The organism is Flavobacterium sp. AC105 (genome assembly GCF_979258495.1).
Map to the genome: position 1 here is coordinate 1,945,407 of NZ_OZ409860.1, position 16,712 is coordinate 1,962,118.

Sequence of the window (16,712 nt, forward strand, 5' to 3'; positions counted from 1 at the left end):
TTTTTAATCTAATCTCATCAATCCATAACCTAAATGGTATGTTTTTTTGATTACTAATATAAAACATTAAATTACAATGTTTTACTATCCAGAACTAATAAAAAACTTCGTATTAACAAGCGTAAGTAGTCGAGATTAGAAACATACCGACTACATATTGCTTGATAAATCAACTTATGAAACTATTACTTTATTGGCTTTGATTAGGGAGCTACAATAATATTAACTTGTGCCTGTACTAATTCGGTGATGGCAATAGAGGTTAATGGCATGCCCTCATCCCACAATGCAATACCGTTTCTAAAAACATGACCATCTTTGTACAAAGGTTTTTCGGGGTTACTGCCGTTTACTTTTTGTATAACACTGCGAGTACCATTAGGGAGTAATACACTAATGCCCCAATGATCCCAGCCATACCAGCTGGTACCGCGCATGTGCAATGCATAATCGCCCAAAACAGGATCTGATACATCATGATGATTTACAACAAGATTAGTGACACTAAGATTGCCCAGTGTAAAACCGTTGGCAATGGCACTAATTCTTAAAAGTGCGATACGAATTTTCTCCTGACTGCTCACATTACCAGTAGTTGCATTAGCCAAATTGTCAACCAATACTGTTAAAAGTATCGGGATTATAATTGGACTACTAACGGATAATTGATTTGCTAAACTATTAATATCTCTGTTTACACTTGTGGGCGGTTTATCCATCCCTTTATCCCATTTAAAAAGATTTTCGTAGATATAAGGAGCTGAATTGTGATTAGCAACTGACAGATAACCACCTGTGAGTGCCCAACTCCAGCATGCTGCATTATACAAGCCATCATCGTCGCCACTTACATAGCCGGGACCTGTTGCATATCCGTTACGGGTAAGAGGGCCTAAATTTTGTAACGTAACTTTTTGAGTAATTGATAAAATTGCCATATTATTACTTTTATATTTTGCCTACTCTGTCCCGTTTTTGGCTTCCCGGCTATTTTATGTCATAATAACTATATTTACAATTAAATATGGATATTAAGTTGAAGCATTTCATTGGCTAAAAACACAATCATGTCATAATACCAATCTGTTGCTTTGTTTCTTTTTAGAGCTCTAATTTCATTTATTTCCCTTATTAAGTTCCAAAGTTGTACTTGCCCCAATTCATCATCTAATGGACAAAAAGGATAAGCTTGAAAAATAGCATCATAGCTTCGTATTTCGTTGTATTGTATATCTCTGCGAACCTGATTAGCAGCTTCAAAATTGGCTGTCGTAATGATATTCTGAATTTGTCTCAGATCATCATCAGAAAACTCAAGATACAAAGCGGTGTAGTTACTGCCTACAGTATTGAGTTGGTTGTATAAAATAGAATATTTAGAGGTATCGATTTTTAAATTTCTTAAAGTCAATAAACTCTGAGGCTGATTGGCCGGCACATAGTCAAAACTAATGGCTTTACCGCATTCTTCTGTAAATTCTCTCAAGCAACTCCTGAATGCTTCCTCATTAGAGTTCTGTGCACCTCCTGGAAAAGCAAACAAACCCGGACCATTCGTAATTGGCGTTCCGTCTGGTGGAAAAATAGCGGATGGTTTTCCGTTAGAACCATGAAAAAAGTAAGCTTCGGTTCTTTTCTCAAAAATCAAAAAGTTACCTTCTTTTGAATATAAAATGATATAACATTGCATAATTTTTTTTTTAAATTTTAATAATTATTTCTGCTTATTACAGAAATTAGACACTGTATGTGTTACTTAAAAGTGCTACCATTGTTCTGTTTTACGAATGGTCAATTCTCTTTTTTCTTTAGTATCTGTCAAAAAAAGATGTACTGTTTTGAGTCCAAAAAAATCAAAACTTAGTGTCGAATTTGTATTGTATTCCTTCCTGTTTTTTTGTGAATCAGCGTACCTGTTTTCACACAAAAAAATAGTAGTATCCAGATCAATTTGGGCATGATTTTGTATAAAAGTTTGTGTAGCTACAAGCAATGATCCGCGATAGATTTGAACTCCGGAATATGCATTGCCTTTGGTTTGTTCAAAATGAATGACTTGTTTGCCGTTTTGATATTCCTGAATTACAGTTACAATACCTTCTTTGCTAATCAATGTTTTTTTCCTGCTTTGAGCAGATATAGGCCATAAAGAATACGGCTCTGAACTGTTTCCTGATGATTTTATAAAACAAAAATGGAGATCCCATGATATTCTGAATCTATGACCCCAACCGTATTGACAGTCATTTATGATCTTAAGCGGAGTTTCTGATGAAATTACTTTTGAGATGTTTTGAAAAAAGTAAATACCAGTATCCGTTAAAGCAGGGCCTAAATTTGTAAAATAAATATCAGTAAACATGACTATCCTTTTTAAATTAACACTCTACTTCAACAATAACGGTATCATCACCTGGTGTATAAGTTTCTGAAAATTTCATAATAAATCCCAATTCTTCTCTCTTACCAGATGTCGGACCATAACAAAACTGAATATTTAAGTAAACACCGCTAGAAGTTGTCGTTAGTTGTATTTGCCCTAATTCTGAATTTCCAATACCGGAAACTGTAAAATTTGAATTAGGTTGTGGAGGAGATACAGTTGTGTTCTCAGGAACCGGAATGTCATTCCATCCTCCTCTTGTAAGTGTCAGTTGGCTGGAAACACCATTTGTATCATACGTATAATCGATTACTTCGATTAAAACAGCTGCCAGTTTTTGAGTAGTTGGCGGGCTTGTGGCCAGACCATAATTGGGCGTAGCAGAAACTATTAATCCATTATAAGGAATCTGAGGGCTATTTATTGGTTTCCAGTCTCCGGAATACCAGGATTTTTTGTTTAATTCATTCATAATATTTATTTTTTTATATAGCGCTAATAGTAGATTTCTAAGTTCATAATTCTGAATAAAAAGAAACACAGTAATAGATTATTACTGCGTTTCTTTTTTCAAAAAATATTATTTATTGATGTTTTCTAAGGTGAAATTGAATGCAGTAGAACCTTTACCTGGTCCACCGCCTGTCATTACAATATCGGCACTAGAAATTCCAAACAAATTAATTTCTGAATTGAATTGAGAGATAATAGCTGAATTCATTACGGCACCTTCTTCAACTTGAGAAATAACACCTATATAAATACGGGGATGGAACTCAAAAACTGCTTTTTGGCTAGGAGCCAAACCTGTTTTTGTAGCCAGTAAACTACCATCTTTATAACAATTAGCATTGATGGCACCTACACCAAGGTTATTTCTGATTTCAACCTCTGTAGAACTGGTTGAAGGAGTTGTAGATAATTGAAGAATGTCACCAGAAGTACTTTTAATCATATCAAAAGCCTGACCATCAAAAGCATCGATTTGAGGGGTGTAATTTCCGTAAGAATCACTTGCTGATACCTTAAAATTTAATGGGTAAACAAAAGGATGATAATCCAATCGGCCACAATTTTGAATTACTTTCCATGCAACTGCAATTTCTCCAAAACTCTCAGCCACATTTTGCTGAAAAATTACTACGCTGCTGTTGTTTGTATCTCCAGATCTGTTAATGAAATTTAATTTAATTTTATCCATGATTTAATGTTTTTAGTTTAGAACATTACCTAATCTGTGCATTTGTATGTTTTTTGATCTTTTTTATAAATATGAAATTCACTTCGGTTTTTATATGTCGAACGCATATTTGATTTATAATTACTGAAGCTTCATTTTCAAAAAAAGAACAAATTTTGCACGATTTGGTTTGTTGTTCGGGTAGTTTATATGAGGATTGCTCCTTCGTTTTTTAAAGTGGGTTCTGCTCCACTATTTGGTAATTGCCCATTGCTGCGTCCCAAATTATGAATCCTTAATGTGGTTTACTTTCAGGATTTCATATTGCTTTATCAATTACGATGCAGATAAATATTCGGTACCAGTGCGCGTTTTAGGCAAGTCTGCATTAATTGCTCGTAAAATATTAGCTTTTGATGAGCCGTCTATTCTAACTTTAAGCGGACTAACTTGTTCAACATTTTCTTCGTCATACCCTAGATCTTCAATACAGAAATTATAGGTTTTAGATGCTGTTGGAGCGTTACCGTCATATTCAAATTCAATTTCATAGAATGCCATGACAATTCAATTTAATTTTCCCTACTCTTTAGGCCTTTCAGGTTTTACCTCACATTATTTCCTGAATGCGAACAGTTCGTTTTTTTAAGTGGAAACTGCTCCACTGATATGCATATCTTTATTTTACCTGAGAAATCTGTTATACATTCTTAAACAATAAAACTGTTCTTTTTCTATTCGAGATAAAAATCTCATGCACACTGTTGAGTAAGATTTTACTTTTAGATGACTCTTGGTTTTCTCATTTCCTAATCTGCAGAATCAGTTCATGATTTTGTTTTTTTAGAATCTCACTGTGCACCTGATCAATTCTAATAAGTCAAAATTACAGTGATATTTCCTATTCAATTTGTACGAAACACGCAACTATTTATCAATTTGATTCATCGATTCTTGTTTTAATTTATCTATGAAAGAAAAACCAACACTTATATCTCTGTAATCATTAGGCGAACATCCAAAGGTTTCTTTGAAATAGCGCGAAAGATGGGCTGAATCATAAAAACCAGAATGTACAGCAGCTTCATTTACTGATTTGTCTTGTATATTCAATAATTCAGATGCCTGTTGCAACCGTAAATCACGCACTAGTCTCAAAGTAGAAAAACCAAACAAATGCTGTACTTTGCGATTCAGGTTTGATGAACTCATAAATAACTTTTGAGACAACTCTTCTATAGAAAACATATCGTTATCGATATTGTCAATTACAATAACAAACAGTTTTGCCAACCATCTGTTTTTTTTTTAATTTGGATGAGTTGATCAAAATAATCTTCATTCATTGGTATTTTCCAACTCCAAAATTCAGCGCTTTCGCTTAATGCCTTTTTCCGATATTCTGACGGACTAGTGTTAAACTCCTGCTTAAATTTGCGGCTAAATCCAGTTACTCCGACAAATCCGGATTGATATGCTATTTCTTCTACAGGATGCAAACTCGAATTCAGCATTTGTTTTGCTAATTCCATTCTATGATGCAGAATGAGCTTCGCCGGAGAATAACCAATTTGATGTAATTTACGGTTGAGCTGCGATTTATGTATTTGCAATTCCTCCGCCAATTGTGGCACACCAAATGATGAATCTGTTTTTTTTTCTGAATGATAATATCAACTTGATTTATAAAATCGCCATTGGCAATATCTGTTTCTTGTGTTTTTTTTTCAATAGTACTTTGTAGCATTTTTCATGAATTCTATGTGAAAAAAATATTTTTTTTTCACATCTATATCTTGTTAATTTTATTTTCTAAGTAAATCTAATGCCTGATTTTAAGGGAAATAAAAAAGATGCTTCAAATGGAGTATTTAATGTTGCGAATGAGAGATTTTCTGTTATGAGTGAGAAAATATTGTCATAGTTATTAAATGAAATAAATTTAATCGTATGTAAGTGTATGTAATTATCCAACAGGAATAAAAACTATCTTCTATAAAAATAATTGAAGTTTACATCTGTATTTATAATCTTATTATTCAGATTTAGACAGTTTAACACTTTTGTAAAGTGTTAAAATTCTTATTTTATTAATTTGTAAACCATTGATAATGTGAGTTTTTTAATAAAGTTCAGTCTGTTTTATTAAAAAAAAATGTTTAAATGTGGGAAACCGTATAAAACCAATAAGGATACTATTTAGATTTGCTTCTAGAATTTTTAAATTGTTTTAAACAACACGTGATTTGAAGCTAAAAAATCAATTTTTTGAATCATTAGAAGTGCTTTACTTTTTTGATGAAAATAAGTTTTAGCCAGATTAATTTCATTATGGTATTTAATAAATCATTTATCAATTTATTATACTATTTCAAAAGCAGTTTGTTTAAGATTTAATGTTGTTCGTAGAAATTATAACACCGTTGGTTGATTTTTTTTTTATGGATAGCTATTTAAGAATACATTTACAAAAAACAAAATTAAAACAAGTTTATACTTAATAAAATAGTTAAATTTATTAAATATTATTTGTTTTATTTGGTTTGTTTAAATTTATTAATAAAGATATTGTTAATATTTTGTGAGTTTTATATTACGTAATGTAAGTTTAAAATTAACGATTATTTCATTCTTTATTTGTGGATTATTGAAATGTTTTAATTACCCTAATTAAAATTTATTTTACAAAGTGCTCCCTGTGATAGGGAATAGCGCAGCTATATTAACTTCAAAAATTATTTACATTGAAATTTAAAAGCGGTTGGCATGTACTATATGTCAAATCATGTCATGAAAAAAAAGTTTACGATTTATTGCTAGAATCCCAGGTAATTGCTTTGTTACCAATGACAAAAACAGTTCGAAATTGGAGTGATAGAAAGAAAGTAATTTTAAAACCATTATTTACCTCTTATGTGTTTGTAAACATACAATCGCTTCAGGATTTTCATAAAGTACTTTCAATCAACGGGGCATGTGCATATATTCGTTTTGGAACGGAATATGCCTTAATTATGGATACCGAAATCAATAAGATTCAGCTTTTGGTTGAATCACAAGAGGTTTCAGATATTGAATTGATTGGGCAATTGCCAAAAAAAGGGGATATTAAAAGAATATCTTCCGGATCTTTACTCGGGTTGGAATGTGAAATTATTAAAGTAAATAATGTTAATAAAATAATTGTTAGAATTGATTCTTTGCATCAAAATATTACAGCAACACTACCAATGTGTTATTTTAATTAAAGACTAATTTTTTTAATCTTTTAAGTATTAATTATATAGGTTAAAAAATATATTCGAGAAAAAAAATAAATTTCAGTTACTGGAATAAAACAAAAATTATTTTGCACTACAGTTGTTTTATTGGTCATGATTTCAATTATTTTTTATAATAATTTCCAAAATATCTACAAGTAAGGAAATTAGAAATCATAGATATAATAGAAAGACCAAGAAATATAAGCCTTAATCCATAAAGATTAAGCAAAAGCAAATCCTTATCGACTTATCAGATTTGCATAATAGTTCTCCTTTACAAAATATTAAATTGAGCGTTAAGCGCATAGATAACTATTGTCGTATTATATACGATCATACGATGTTATAATATTTGTATTAAGATGAACTTACGATATAAAAATTATTAAATGAATGTTTAACTTAAAGTTATTTGTATGAAAAGTTATTTTGTTAATCAAAACTATGAAGATTATACAGAAGAAGATCAGGAAGTTTGGAAATTACTATGTAAAAAACAAAGCCTGTTAGATGAATCAATTATTTCAAATGTATATCTTAAAGGATATGATAACTTAAAAATTGATAAAAATAAAATTCCAAGAATAGAAGATTTGAGTAAACTTCTCGAAGAAACTTCGGGATGGAGTCTCGTTTCTGTTAGTGGTTTATTGCCTCCAAGAGATTTCTTTTTAATGCTTATTAATAAAAAGTATCCTGTAACTGTAAGCATTAGAAAAAAACACGAGATAGATTTTAGTGAACAACCAGATATTTTTCATGATGTATGTGGACATTTGCCTTTATTAACAAATGAAAGATTTGTAAAATATCTTACGGCTTACAGCATTATTGCAGTAAAGTATGTTAATAACGAAAGAGCTATTGATCTCTTGGGAAGATTATATTGGTATACTTATGAAATGGGCTTAATCAATGAAGAAGGGGTAAGTAAGCCGTATGGTGGCGCGATATTAACATCTTCTATGGAAATTGAGAACGTATATAAAGATCATGTCTCGATTCATTCTTTTGATATTGATCATATCTTTCAAACTTTATACAATCCGTTTGATCTGCAAAAAGAATATTTCTATATATATTCTTTTGATGAATTGTTTTTAAGCCTTGAAAAAGTAGAAGATATTCTATTAAAACATTTGCTAATTCCAGAGCCAAATAATTTTCTTTTAAATTATTCAATAAATGAAAATTTAGGAAGAGGATTTAACAATGTAATTGGTTTTTTGAATGATACCCAATTCAAATTTCCTAAGGCTATATCCTTTGTTGCAGGGCAGCCGGATGAAAATTTCTTTGATATAAATTCTCATTTTTCTCAATTTGAAGAATATGTAGATTATCGTGTAGAACAAAGTAAGAAACCAAGACAGGAAGTTGTAAATAAGATAGGGCAATATGCTAAAACTGCAGGGATAATCAATGATATTTTGACTGAATATTTGAAAAATGATGAAAATATTAAGGTTGAGGAAAAAGATGTATTGGTAACTGTTGGTGCTCAGGAAGCTTTTGCAATAATTGTTTCAACAATATGTAATCGTAATAATGATGTTATATTAATTGAAGATCCTAGTTATATAGGAATAAGTTCTTTTGCAAAAATATTTGATTACAATGTTCAGGGAGTTAAAATTGATGAAGAGGGAATTAACCTAAAACACTTAAAAGAAAAAATTCTCGAAATAAATAAATCTCAAAAAAAATTAAAATTAGTTTACGTAATTCCGGATCATCAAAATCCTACGGGATCATGTATGCCTATTGGTAGTCGCTTAAAATTATTAGAGTTAGCTGAAAAATATAATTTTTTAATTATCGAAGACAGTGTTTATAACAGCTTTACGTATCGCCAGCAAAAAATCCCAACAATTAAATCTCTAGACAAATACAGTAGGGTAATTTATGTTGGGTCATTTTCAAAATCAATTTTTCCGGGACTGAGAATAGGACTTATTGCGGCCAATCAAAAAATAGAAGATGAATACGGAGAGGTTATTCCATTAATAGATGAAATGACAAATGTAAAGGCACAGATCACAAACAATACATCTGCAATTAGTCAGGCGATTTTGGGAGGAATTCTAATAAAAAACAACTTCAGTCTTAGTAAATATAATGAGCCAAAATTTAAAAGTTATGAAACAAAATTAAATACATTATTAGAACGACTTGAAGAAAAAATAGGAATTCATAAAAATGACTGGGCATCAGAGATTAGCTGGAGTAATCCAAAAGGGGGATTTTTTATTAAAATGAGTGTTCCTTTTGTAATTGATAAAGAAGCTGTTACTGAAAGTGCAGAGAAGTTTGGAATTATTTTTTGTCCGATGAGTTTTTTCTATTTGTCTGAAGGAGGCAAATATGAGCTCAGATTAACATTTTCAAATCTAACTTTAGATCAGATTGAGGAGGGAGTAAAAAGATTAAGCGAATTTATGAAATATAAGATTTTGCAAGATTTTACAAAATTAGAACCAAAATTAATACACGAACCCGTTTTTTAAAAAATGCAGTAATGAAAGATACAAATATTGTGAACCACGAAGTTGCTTATATAGAAATTTATAGTCCAATGGCTAAAGCTTTAGCTTTTTGGCACCAGAGAGCGTTGGGTTTTTCTCTGATCGCAAGTTATAATAACCCTGATAGTAGTATTAATTCTTATGTACTGAAAAGTAATTCAGTAAAAATTGTTTTGACAAGTATATATCCAACAGAGGATAAGACTATAAAAAATGATATTAATTCTTTTATAGAAAAAAATTATTGCGGAGTAAAAAGAATAGCCTTAAGAACAAAAGATGTTAAAAAGTCTTTTTCTGATGCGGTAAAAAATGGCGCTATTCCAGTTAAAAGCTGTCATACGTTAGAAGATAAATTTGGAACTTACGAGCAAGCCAGCATCAAACTTTATAGCGACAACGAAATATTGTTTGTTGATGATCAAAACTATAAAGGAGCTTTCAAACCAAATTTTGAAAAAATAGAAAATGATCAAAAGAATAAAGAGTATTTTATTGAAGTAGACCATGTTGCAGCTGAATTGAGAGTTAATGAAATTAATTTTTGGACAGATTATATTTCTAAAACAATTGGGACTGAATTGATCCAAACCATAAAAGAGAGCCAAGATAATACCACAGGAATGTTATTGAATATAAGTCAGTCTCCCGATAAAAAATTAACATTGGTAATGGCTGAACCTGATTTTAAGAAAGAAAACACAAAGATTCAGAAAAACATTGATCTGTTTGGTCCTGGAATTCACCATTTAGCTTTTTCTACCCCGGATATTGTAAATGTAATAAGTAGTTTAAAGAATGAGAATGTGGAGCTGGTTAATATCCCTCCGGCATATTATGAAATTCTAAGAAACAATGACGAAATGAAAGATATCGATATCAACTTGTTAGAAAAATATGGGATTTTAATTGACAAGGAAAATGATACTTACATCTTGCAAAAATTTATCAAACCTATTACTGAGCGACCTTATTTCTTTTATGAAATTGTTCAAAGAGTTAATGGCTATAATGCATTTGCTCTTAATAATATTAATGTATTAAAGAAAGCAGAAGAATTGCAGATAATCAAAACAGAAAGCGTTAAAATGTAAATCCATTTCTGGATTTAATTGACAAAATTTCCAGAAATCTTTCTTAAAATAATAATTCAAAATAGTTCATGATTTAAAAATCATGAACTATAAATCAATATTTGTTATGGTAACTAATTTATTTATTCAACTCTGTAAACTTAATATAAAATTCAAAGTAATTAATGGTAAATTAGAGATACAAGCTCCTAAAGGAGTTTTAAACAATGAGATATTAGATAAAATCAGAAGTTGCAAAGAGGAGCTTATTGCTTTAATAAACTCTTATGAAACTGTAGAAAATTTCTCGAATTCAATTCCACAGGTTCCATTAAAACCTGACTATCCTTTGTCGTCTTCTCAAAAAAGATTTTGGCTATTCAGTCAGTTCGGAGCTAATTCTGCATATAACATAAAGGGAATTCATTTATTCCAGGGAAGTTTAAGTATGGATGCTTTAAACTATGCATTTAAAAAATTGATAGAAAGGCATGAAATTTTAAGAACAGTTTTTAAAGAAAATGAGTTAAAAGAAGTAAAGCAAAATATTATAACACCAGAATTGTTTCAGTTTTCAATTATCCATGAAGATCTTCAAAATGATAAAGACACGGATAAAATATTGAAAGAGAAATTAAAAGAATTGATTCTTGAAGAATTCAATTTATCAATTGGTCCATTATTTCGTGTTGGCGTTTATCAGATAAGTAATGATAAATGGGTATTTGCCTATGTAATGCATCATATTATTAGTGATGGTTGGTCAATGATGATTGTTTTTAAGGAAATTTTTCAATTCTATAACTCGTATATAGATAATCTGGAAATTACTTTATCTCCGTTACAAATACAGTATAAAGATTATGCCAGCTGGCAGCAATTACAATTAGAAAATGGAAACTTTGATCATTCTAAGAAATATTGGCTCGATCAATTAAAAGGAGATCTTCCGATACTAAAAATCCTTGAAGATAAAAAAAGACCAGCTATAAAAACTTATAATGGAAATACTATCTCAAGAAAAATTGATAAAGAACAAACAGAAAAATTTAAATCGTTATGTAATGATCAGGATGCAACATTATTTATGGGGCTTCTTGCATTAGTCAACACACTTTTGTACCAACATAGTAATCAGGAAGATATTATTATTGGGAGTTCAATAGCAGGAAGAGAAGACAGTAACTTAGAAAACCAGATAGGCTTTTATGTAAATACTTTGGCATTAAGGACTCAATTTAAAGGAAAAGACAGTTTTAAGGAAATGTTGAATAATGCTAAAACGGTAATAATTGGGGCATATGATAATCAGGCATATCCCTTTGACGAATTAGTTGACGAATTGAAACTGCATCGAGATATGAGTAGAAATCCAATTTTTGATGTAATGTTAGCATTGAAAATTAATGTGGAAAATACTGTATCAGAACAGAAAATGGAAAATCTCGTAGTGAGCCCATATATAGATGATATAAATGGCAGCAGTAAGTTAGACTTTAGTTTTAATTTTGATTATTCAGGAGCATCTTTAGCATTTGGATTAGAATATAATACATCTATTTACGAGCAAAACCACGCAGAGCAAATGGCAGAACATTTGATTAGTTTGGTAAATGCTATTTTAAAAACACCAACTCAAGAAATTCAAAAATTAGAATATCTGTCTGAGACTGAGAAAAAAAATCTTCTTGTGAGATTTAACGACACTACCGTTAAATATCCAACAGATAAAAACATCATTGATTTGTTTGAAGAACAAGTTGCCGCAACCCCTAATAAAATCGCACTTGTTTTTGAAGAAAAAAAACTCAGTTATAAAGCGCTTAATGAAAAATCTAACCAGTTAGCAGACTATTTAAAGAAAAACTATACCATTAAATCAGATGAATTAATTGGTATAGCATTAGAAAGAAACGAATGGATAATTATTGCTATCCTGGCTGTATTAAAAACGGGTGGAGCTTATGTACCGATTGATCCGGTTTATCCAAAGGATAGAAAAGATTTTATGTTGGAGGATAGCGGTTGTAAATTAGTTATAGATGACAAGGAATTAAAAAAAGTCAAATCTGAAATACAAAATTACTCAACTGAAAATTTAAGATTTACGCGCACTCTACAAGATTTAGCATACATTATTTACACATCTGGTACTACAGGCAAACCAAAAGGAGTAATGATTGAACATAACGCTCTTTTGGATTATGTCAGCACATTTATAGAAGTATTTAAAATAGAAGACAGCGACAAATGCATACAGCAATCCTCACTATCATTTGATACCCATATTGAAGAGATATTTCCAGTACTGATAAAAGGAGGTACGCTATTAATAGGTAGAAATGAAGGAAGAGATGTATCTGAGTTACAAAGATTAATAGAAGATAAAGGAGCAACTATATTAAGTACTACACCGCTGGTATTGAATGAATTGAATAATTCTGAATTAAATCTTCCTAATCTTCGTTTAATTATTAGTGGTGGTGATGTATTTAATACATCCTATGTAAACTATTTTTTGAATAAAGTTGAGGTATATAACACTTACGGCCCAAGTGAATCCACAGTATGTGCTACTTACTACAAAATCGATAAAGAAGATACAATATCAATTATTGGTACTCCAATCAATAATAGGAAAATTTACATATTACAAGATGAAAACCAATTATCTCCTATTGGAGTTACCGGTGAAATATGCATAGGAGGTTCAGGTTTGGCTCGCGGATATCTAAACAGACCGGAATTAACAGAGAAAAAATTTATCCCTAATCCTTTTATACATGGAGAACGAATATACAAGACAGGTGATCTTGGACGTTGGTTACCAGATGGGCGTATAGAATTTTTAGGAAGAAAAGACGATCAACTAAAACTTCGAGGCTATCGTATTGAACTGGGAGAAATCGAGAATGTGCTTTTGCGTATTCCAGAAATTAAAGAAACTGTAGTATTGCCTCATATAGTTGGTGGTTCTGTAACAGACCTTGTATGTTATTTTGTAAGTGATCAAACGTATGACGTCAAAGCGTTGCGGACACATTTAGGAAAATATCTTCCCCTGTACATGATTCCAGGATATTATGTTCAATTAGATCGACTTCCAATGACTGGAAACGGAAAGGTTGATAAACGTTCCTTACCCTCTCCGGGAGATTCCGCTCTGTCAAGCGGCGTAGCATATGTCGCGCCGGAGAGCGAAGCAGAATATCGTTTAGTGAAAATTTGGGAAGATATTTTAGATAAGGATAATATTGGTATACATGATGACTTTTTTGCTTTGGGCGGGCATAGTTTAAAAATGATGAGATTGTTATTCAGTATAAACAAAGAATTTGAAATAAACTTATCATTAGAGATTTTACACGGACTTAATACTATTTCTGAATTAAATGAATTAATGGAAACGATGCATGAAAATGAAAAAATTGAAGCAGACAAATTTGACACTTTGAAACTGTAATAACAGATTAAAATTAAAAAAGACATGCAAATTAAAACATTGAATTTAATTAAAAAGATAAACAAAGAGGGATATAAAATTTATTATGAAGAAAAAGAAATATATCTTAAATATCCAAAAGGAATTGAGATCTCTTCAGATTTGCTTCACGAAATAAAATCACATAAACAAGATTTGATATCTTATTTTGAAAGCTTTTCAAATTCGGGAAAAACTAAAGATGAAAATAAGTTTTTGGCAAAACCGAAGCATTATCAAGGAGAAGATTATTATGCGATAACTGCGACACAAAACTACTGGGTAGATGATAGCATGGACCAAGAGTATAAGCAAAAAAAAAAGAACCACGATGCAATTATAATTAGTCATGAAATTTTAGGCACATTTGATAAGAACATCTTTAGTCAGTCTATTTCTTTTTTAATTGAACGTCATGAAAGTTTAAGAACCACCTTTCATAAAGTTAACGACGACTATTGCATGAAAATTCACGACAATAGCAGTTTAAAAACTGATGAATATATTGATCTAAGAAGTGAATTAATAAATGACTTGGAAATAAAAGAAATTTTAAATTTCTCTGATCATGAATTTGATCTGCAAAAAGGGCCTCTGTTTTTGGCTCGATTAATACAACTTGAAAACAAGAAATTTATAATTTCTTTAAAGTTACATCATGTTATTTCTGATGCTTATTCCGTTCAGATTTTATTGAGAGATTTACTTTCAGCCTATAGTAGTTTGGTACAAAATAGAGAGCCGGAATTACCTGAAATAAAATATCATTTAAAAGAAAATCTAGCGGCTATAAATAACTATGTTGAAAATAATTATAGCTCCAATAAAGAGTATTGGAATAGTTTATATTCTGATTTACCGGATGAACTTATTATTCCTTGTATTAAAAAGACTGAAATTGAAAATTTTGACAAAATTTGTAAAATTGAAAATTTTAGCTATCCTTTTGAGCTAATTCAAAAAATGAAATCTCTTTCTAAAAAAGAGGCTACAAGTCTATTTGTGATTTTGCAGGCTACATTTAAATCATACCTGAATTATAAAACAAATCAACAAGATATAGTCATTGGAACATCTGTTTTTGGTAGAAATTTTGAAATTTCTGAAAATCAAATAGGGTGTTATGCAAAAACCGTTTTGGTGCGAACTCTTTTTGATGAGAAAGAAGATTTTAGCAGTATGATCAAAAAGGTTAAAAAGGCAAATGAAGATATGAACAATTATCATGCATTTTCTTTAATCGATTCTATCGAAGCAAAATTAGCTCCCGGTCAATCAGTTACTGGCTCATTCTGGAAGATTAATCTGCATTATAATGAAACAAATAATGCTTACCTGAACAAGTCTGATTTTAAAAACGCCGACGAGAATTTAAATTTTGAATTTAAGCCAATACTACAAGAAGAGAACTCTATTATGGCAATTGATTTTGAACTAAAGTTTTTTAGTTCAAGTGATAACTTAGAGCTAAAAGTTGAATATGACAGCAGTTTATATGATTCTTTGATGGTTCAGAACTTCATATCTGATTATATAGATTTTACAGCTAAAAGATTAAGCGGTATATCTTTTTAGCTAAAAAATAGAATAAAAAAATGCTCCAAAGCTAAACAAAGCAAGTAATAATAATTTAAAAGTTAAAGAGTTGAAACAAAATTTATTAAAACTAGAGTGGGTTGGGGCTATACCTGAAACACAAAATAATATAGCATTATTAGTACCTCAGTATAATGAAGATTCTAATTGCAATCTTGAAAAACGTTTAAAATATTTCAAGAATATTGCAGAGATTTATAAAGATTCGATGGATGTTATCATTATCGATGATGGCTCAACAGATAATAGTCTTAAAAAGATTGAATTATTTGTAAATCAAAATCCCGATACTTTTTTTGTCGCTTCGGTATATCCAAATGGACAAAAAGTGGGAGCCTTATCTTCTGTAAGTAAGTTTATTAATAACGAATTCGTGATCTTAACAGATTTCGATACAGATATTGAAGGATATCCGGAAGTGTTTAAAGTCGTTGATAAATTAAACCATGGGTCTGATTTAATGGGATGCTACTTTAAAATGATTCCGTTTGAAGGCGAAGGATTTATATTTAATTGGCAAAGACTTGAATATTCTTTGGCAAGAAGCTTATACTCTTTTCATCGTGATGAATTAAGTGTTCCGGTTATGCCGGGCGCCGGATCATGTTTTGATAGAAAAATATTAAACTCTATTTATAGCAATCACAGTGGTTTTAGAAATGGAGAAGATAGAGAAGCAACTGTTATTGGAATCAATTTGGGATACAAAGTAAAATATCTTGATTCTGTATTGACTTTGACAAGACCGCCTTTGACACTTAAGAATTTAATCAAGCAAAGAGTTAGGTGGAATTTAGGTTATATCGAAACTATAGCTAAAGAACGTAAATTTTATATTTCACAAATAAAAAAACTAAATAGATTAGGAATAAGGGCATTAGTAGATATTATAACCGTATTTTTTGTGGTTACTTTACCTGTAACAATGTTAATTATTGCATTTTTGAATGTTAAGTATTTCTTGTTTATCAGTCTTTTTATATACCTGTTTGGTTTTATTTCATGTGCAGGTTTTGTCCTTTTTTCACCAAAAGAATTGTCTGACCATAAGAAAGATGTTCTCTCTATTGTGAGTTTTCCATTAGTGAAATTACTAGTGGATACGATTTGTTGGAGTAAAGCCATTTTATCTTTTTTTACCAATTTAAGGGCTGCTAAAACCTCTTTATCTTAATTATTCCTCTTCGTGAATAATTTTTTTAAGGCTTATC

14 protein-coding genes are annotated in these 16,712 nt (G+C 30.5%); 6 read left to right on the forward strand and 8 right to left on the reverse strand.

From position 1 onward, the window contains the following. Positions 1-203: 203 nt before the first annotated feature. The 8 genes from ACZ0AH_RS08655 to ACZ0AH_RS08690 all read right to left on the reverse strand — a co-directional run bounded on the left by ACZ0AH_RS08655 (position 204) and on the right by ACZ0AH_RS08690 (position 5,197). The gene (locus tag ACZ0AH_RS08655) at positions 204-938 is read right to left on the reverse strand and encodes a hypothetical protein (protein ID WP_463475394.1); all 735 of its coding nucleotides are present in this window, start codon (positions 936-938) and stop codon (positions 204-206) included. 80 nt (positions 939-1,018) lie between these two features. Continuing rightward, positions 1,019-1,690 carry a hypothetical protein gene (locus ACZ0AH_RS08660; RefSeq protein WP_463475395.1) on the reverse strand — a complete coding sequence of 224 codons (672 nt, stop codon included), beginning with the start codon at positions 1,688-1,690 and terminating at the stop codon, positions 1,019-1,021. A gap of 75 nt (positions 1,691-1,765) precedes the next feature. Continuing rightward, complete coding sequence (locus ACZ0AH_RS08665) at positions 1,766-2,362, reverse strand: hypothetical protein (RefSeq protein WP_463475396.1); 597 nt, start codon at positions 2,360-2,362, stop codon at positions 1,766-1,768. A 16-nt stretch (positions 2,363-2,378) separates the two neighbouring features. Beyond that, a complete protein-coding gene (locus tag ACZ0AH_RS08670) occupies positions 2,379-2,855 on the reverse strand; it encodes a hypothetical protein (RefSeq protein WP_463475397.1) in 477 nt (158 codons plus the stop codon). A gap of 108 nt (positions 2,856-2,963) precedes the next feature. Next, on the reverse strand, positions 2,964-3,584 hold the full coding sequence (locus ACZ0AH_RS08675) for a hypothetical protein (RefSeq protein WP_463475398.1): 621 nt from the start codon (positions 3,582-3,584) through the stop codon (positions 2,964-2,966). A 315-nt stretch (positions 3,585-3,899) separates the two neighbouring features. Then, positions 3,900-4,124 carry a hypothetical protein gene (locus ACZ0AH_RS08680; protein WP_463475399.1) on the reverse strand — a complete coding sequence of 75 codons (225 nt, stop codon included), beginning with the start codon at positions 4,122-4,124 and terminating at the stop codon, positions 3,900-3,902. A 366-nt stretch (positions 4,125-4,490) separates the two neighbouring features. Beyond that, positions 4,491-4,856, reverse strand: a complete 366-nt coding sequence (locus tag ACZ0AH_RS08685) for a helix-turn-helix domain-containing protein (RefSeq protein ID WP_463475400.1) — start codon at positions 4,854-4,856, stop codon at positions 4,491-4,493. Next, positions 4,832-5,197 (reverse strand): helix-turn-helix domain-containing protein, encoded by a 366-nt coding sequence (locus tag ACZ0AH_RS08690; protein WP_463475401.1) that lies wholly within the window; start codon positions 5,195-5,197, stop codon positions 4,832-4,834. Before ACZ0AH_RS08690 ends, ACZ0AH_RS08685 begins: the two co-directional genes overlap by 25 nt. A 1,110-nt stretch (positions 5,198-6,307) precedes the next feature. On the opposite strand from ACZ0AH_RS08690, the gene ACZ0AH_RS08695 reads away from it, so the two are divergent. From ACZ0AH_RS08695 to ACZ0AH_RS08720, 6 genes are all read left to right on the forward strand, one after another. Then, the gene (locus tag ACZ0AH_RS08695; protein WP_463475402.1) at positions 6,308-6,811 is read left to right on the forward strand and encodes a UpxY family transcription antiterminator; all 504 of its coding nucleotides are present in this window, start codon (positions 6,308-6,310) and stop codon (positions 6,809-6,811) included. Positions 6,812-7,242: 431 nt separating this feature from the next. Then, positions 7,243-9,333 carry an aminotransferase class I/II-fold pyridoxal phosphate-dependent enzyme gene (locus ACZ0AH_RS08700; protein WP_463475403.1) on the forward strand — a complete coding sequence of 697 codons (2,091 nt, stop codon included), beginning with the start codon at positions 7,243-7,245 and terminating at the stop codon, positions 9,331-9,333. An 11-nt stretch (positions 9,334-9,344) separates the two neighbouring features. Further along, positions 9,345-10,445: a 4-hydroxyphenylpyruvate dioxygenase family protein gene (locus ACZ0AH_RS08705; protein WP_463475404.1), complete on the forward strand. Its 1,101-nt coding sequence runs from the start codon at positions 9,345-9,347 to the stop codon at positions 10,443-10,445. Between the two features lie 82 nt (positions 10,446-10,527). Continuing rightward, a complete protein-coding gene (locus tag ACZ0AH_RS08710; RefSeq protein ID WP_463475405.1) occupies positions 10,528-13,887 on the forward strand; it encodes a non-ribosomal peptide synthetase in 3,360 nt (1,119 codons plus the stop codon). A 24-nt stretch (positions 13,888-13,911) separates the two neighbouring features. After that, entirely contained in the window at positions 13,912-15,480 is a 1,569-nt protein-coding gene (locus tag ACZ0AH_RS08715; RefSeq protein WP_463475406.1) for a condensation domain-containing protein, read from the forward strand. Positions 15,481-15,550: 70 nt separating this feature from the next. Beyond that, a complete protein-coding gene (locus ACZ0AH_RS08720) occupies positions 15,551-16,675 on the forward strand; it encodes a glycosyltransferase family 2 protein (protein WP_463475407.1) in 1,125 nt (374 codons plus the stop codon). Positions 16,676-16,712 lie beyond the last annotated feature (37 nt).

Bases quoted from the DNA above. Each gene is read 5' to 3' on its own strand.
- ACZ0AH_RS08655 (WP_463475394.1), bottom strand. From the start codon at position 938: ATGGCAATTTTATCAATTACTCAAAAAGTTACGTTACAAAATTTAGGC.
- ACZ0AH_RS08660 (WP_463475395.1), bottom strand. From the start codon at position 1,690: ATGCAATGTTATATCATTTTATATTCAAAAGAAGGTAACTTTTTGATT.
- ACZ0AH_RS08665 (WP_463475396.1), bottom strand. From the start codon at position 2,362: ATGTTTACTGATATTTATTTTACAAATTTAGGCCCTGCTTTAACGGAT.
- ACZ0AH_RS08670 (WP_463475397.1), bottom strand. From the start codon at position 2,855: ATGAATGAATTAAACAAAAAATCCTGGTATTCCGGAGACTGGAAACCA.
- ACZ0AH_RS08675 (WP_463475398.1), bottom strand. From the start codon at position 3,584: ATGGATAAAATTAAATTAAATTTCATTAACAGATCTGGAGATACAAAC.
- ACZ0AH_RS08680 (WP_463475399.1), bottom strand. From the start codon at position 4,124: ATGGCATTCTATGAAATTGAATTTGAATATGACGGTAACGCTCCAACA.
- ACZ0AH_RS08700 (WP_463475403.1), top strand. From the start codon at position 7,243: ATGAAAAGTTATTTTGTTAATCAAAACTATGAAGATTATACAGAAGAA.
- ACZ0AH_RS08705 (WP_463475404.1), top strand. From the start codon at position 9,345: ATGAAAGATACAAATATTGTGAACCACGAAGTTGCTTATATAGAAATT.
- ACZ0AH_RS08710 (WP_463475405.1), top strand. From the start codon at position 10,528: ATGAACTATAAATCAATATTTGTTATGGTAACTAATTTATTTATTCAA.
- ACZ0AH_RS08715 (WP_463475406.1), top strand. From the start codon at position 13,912: ATGCAAATTAAAACATTGAATTTAATTAAAAAGATAAACAAAGAGGGA.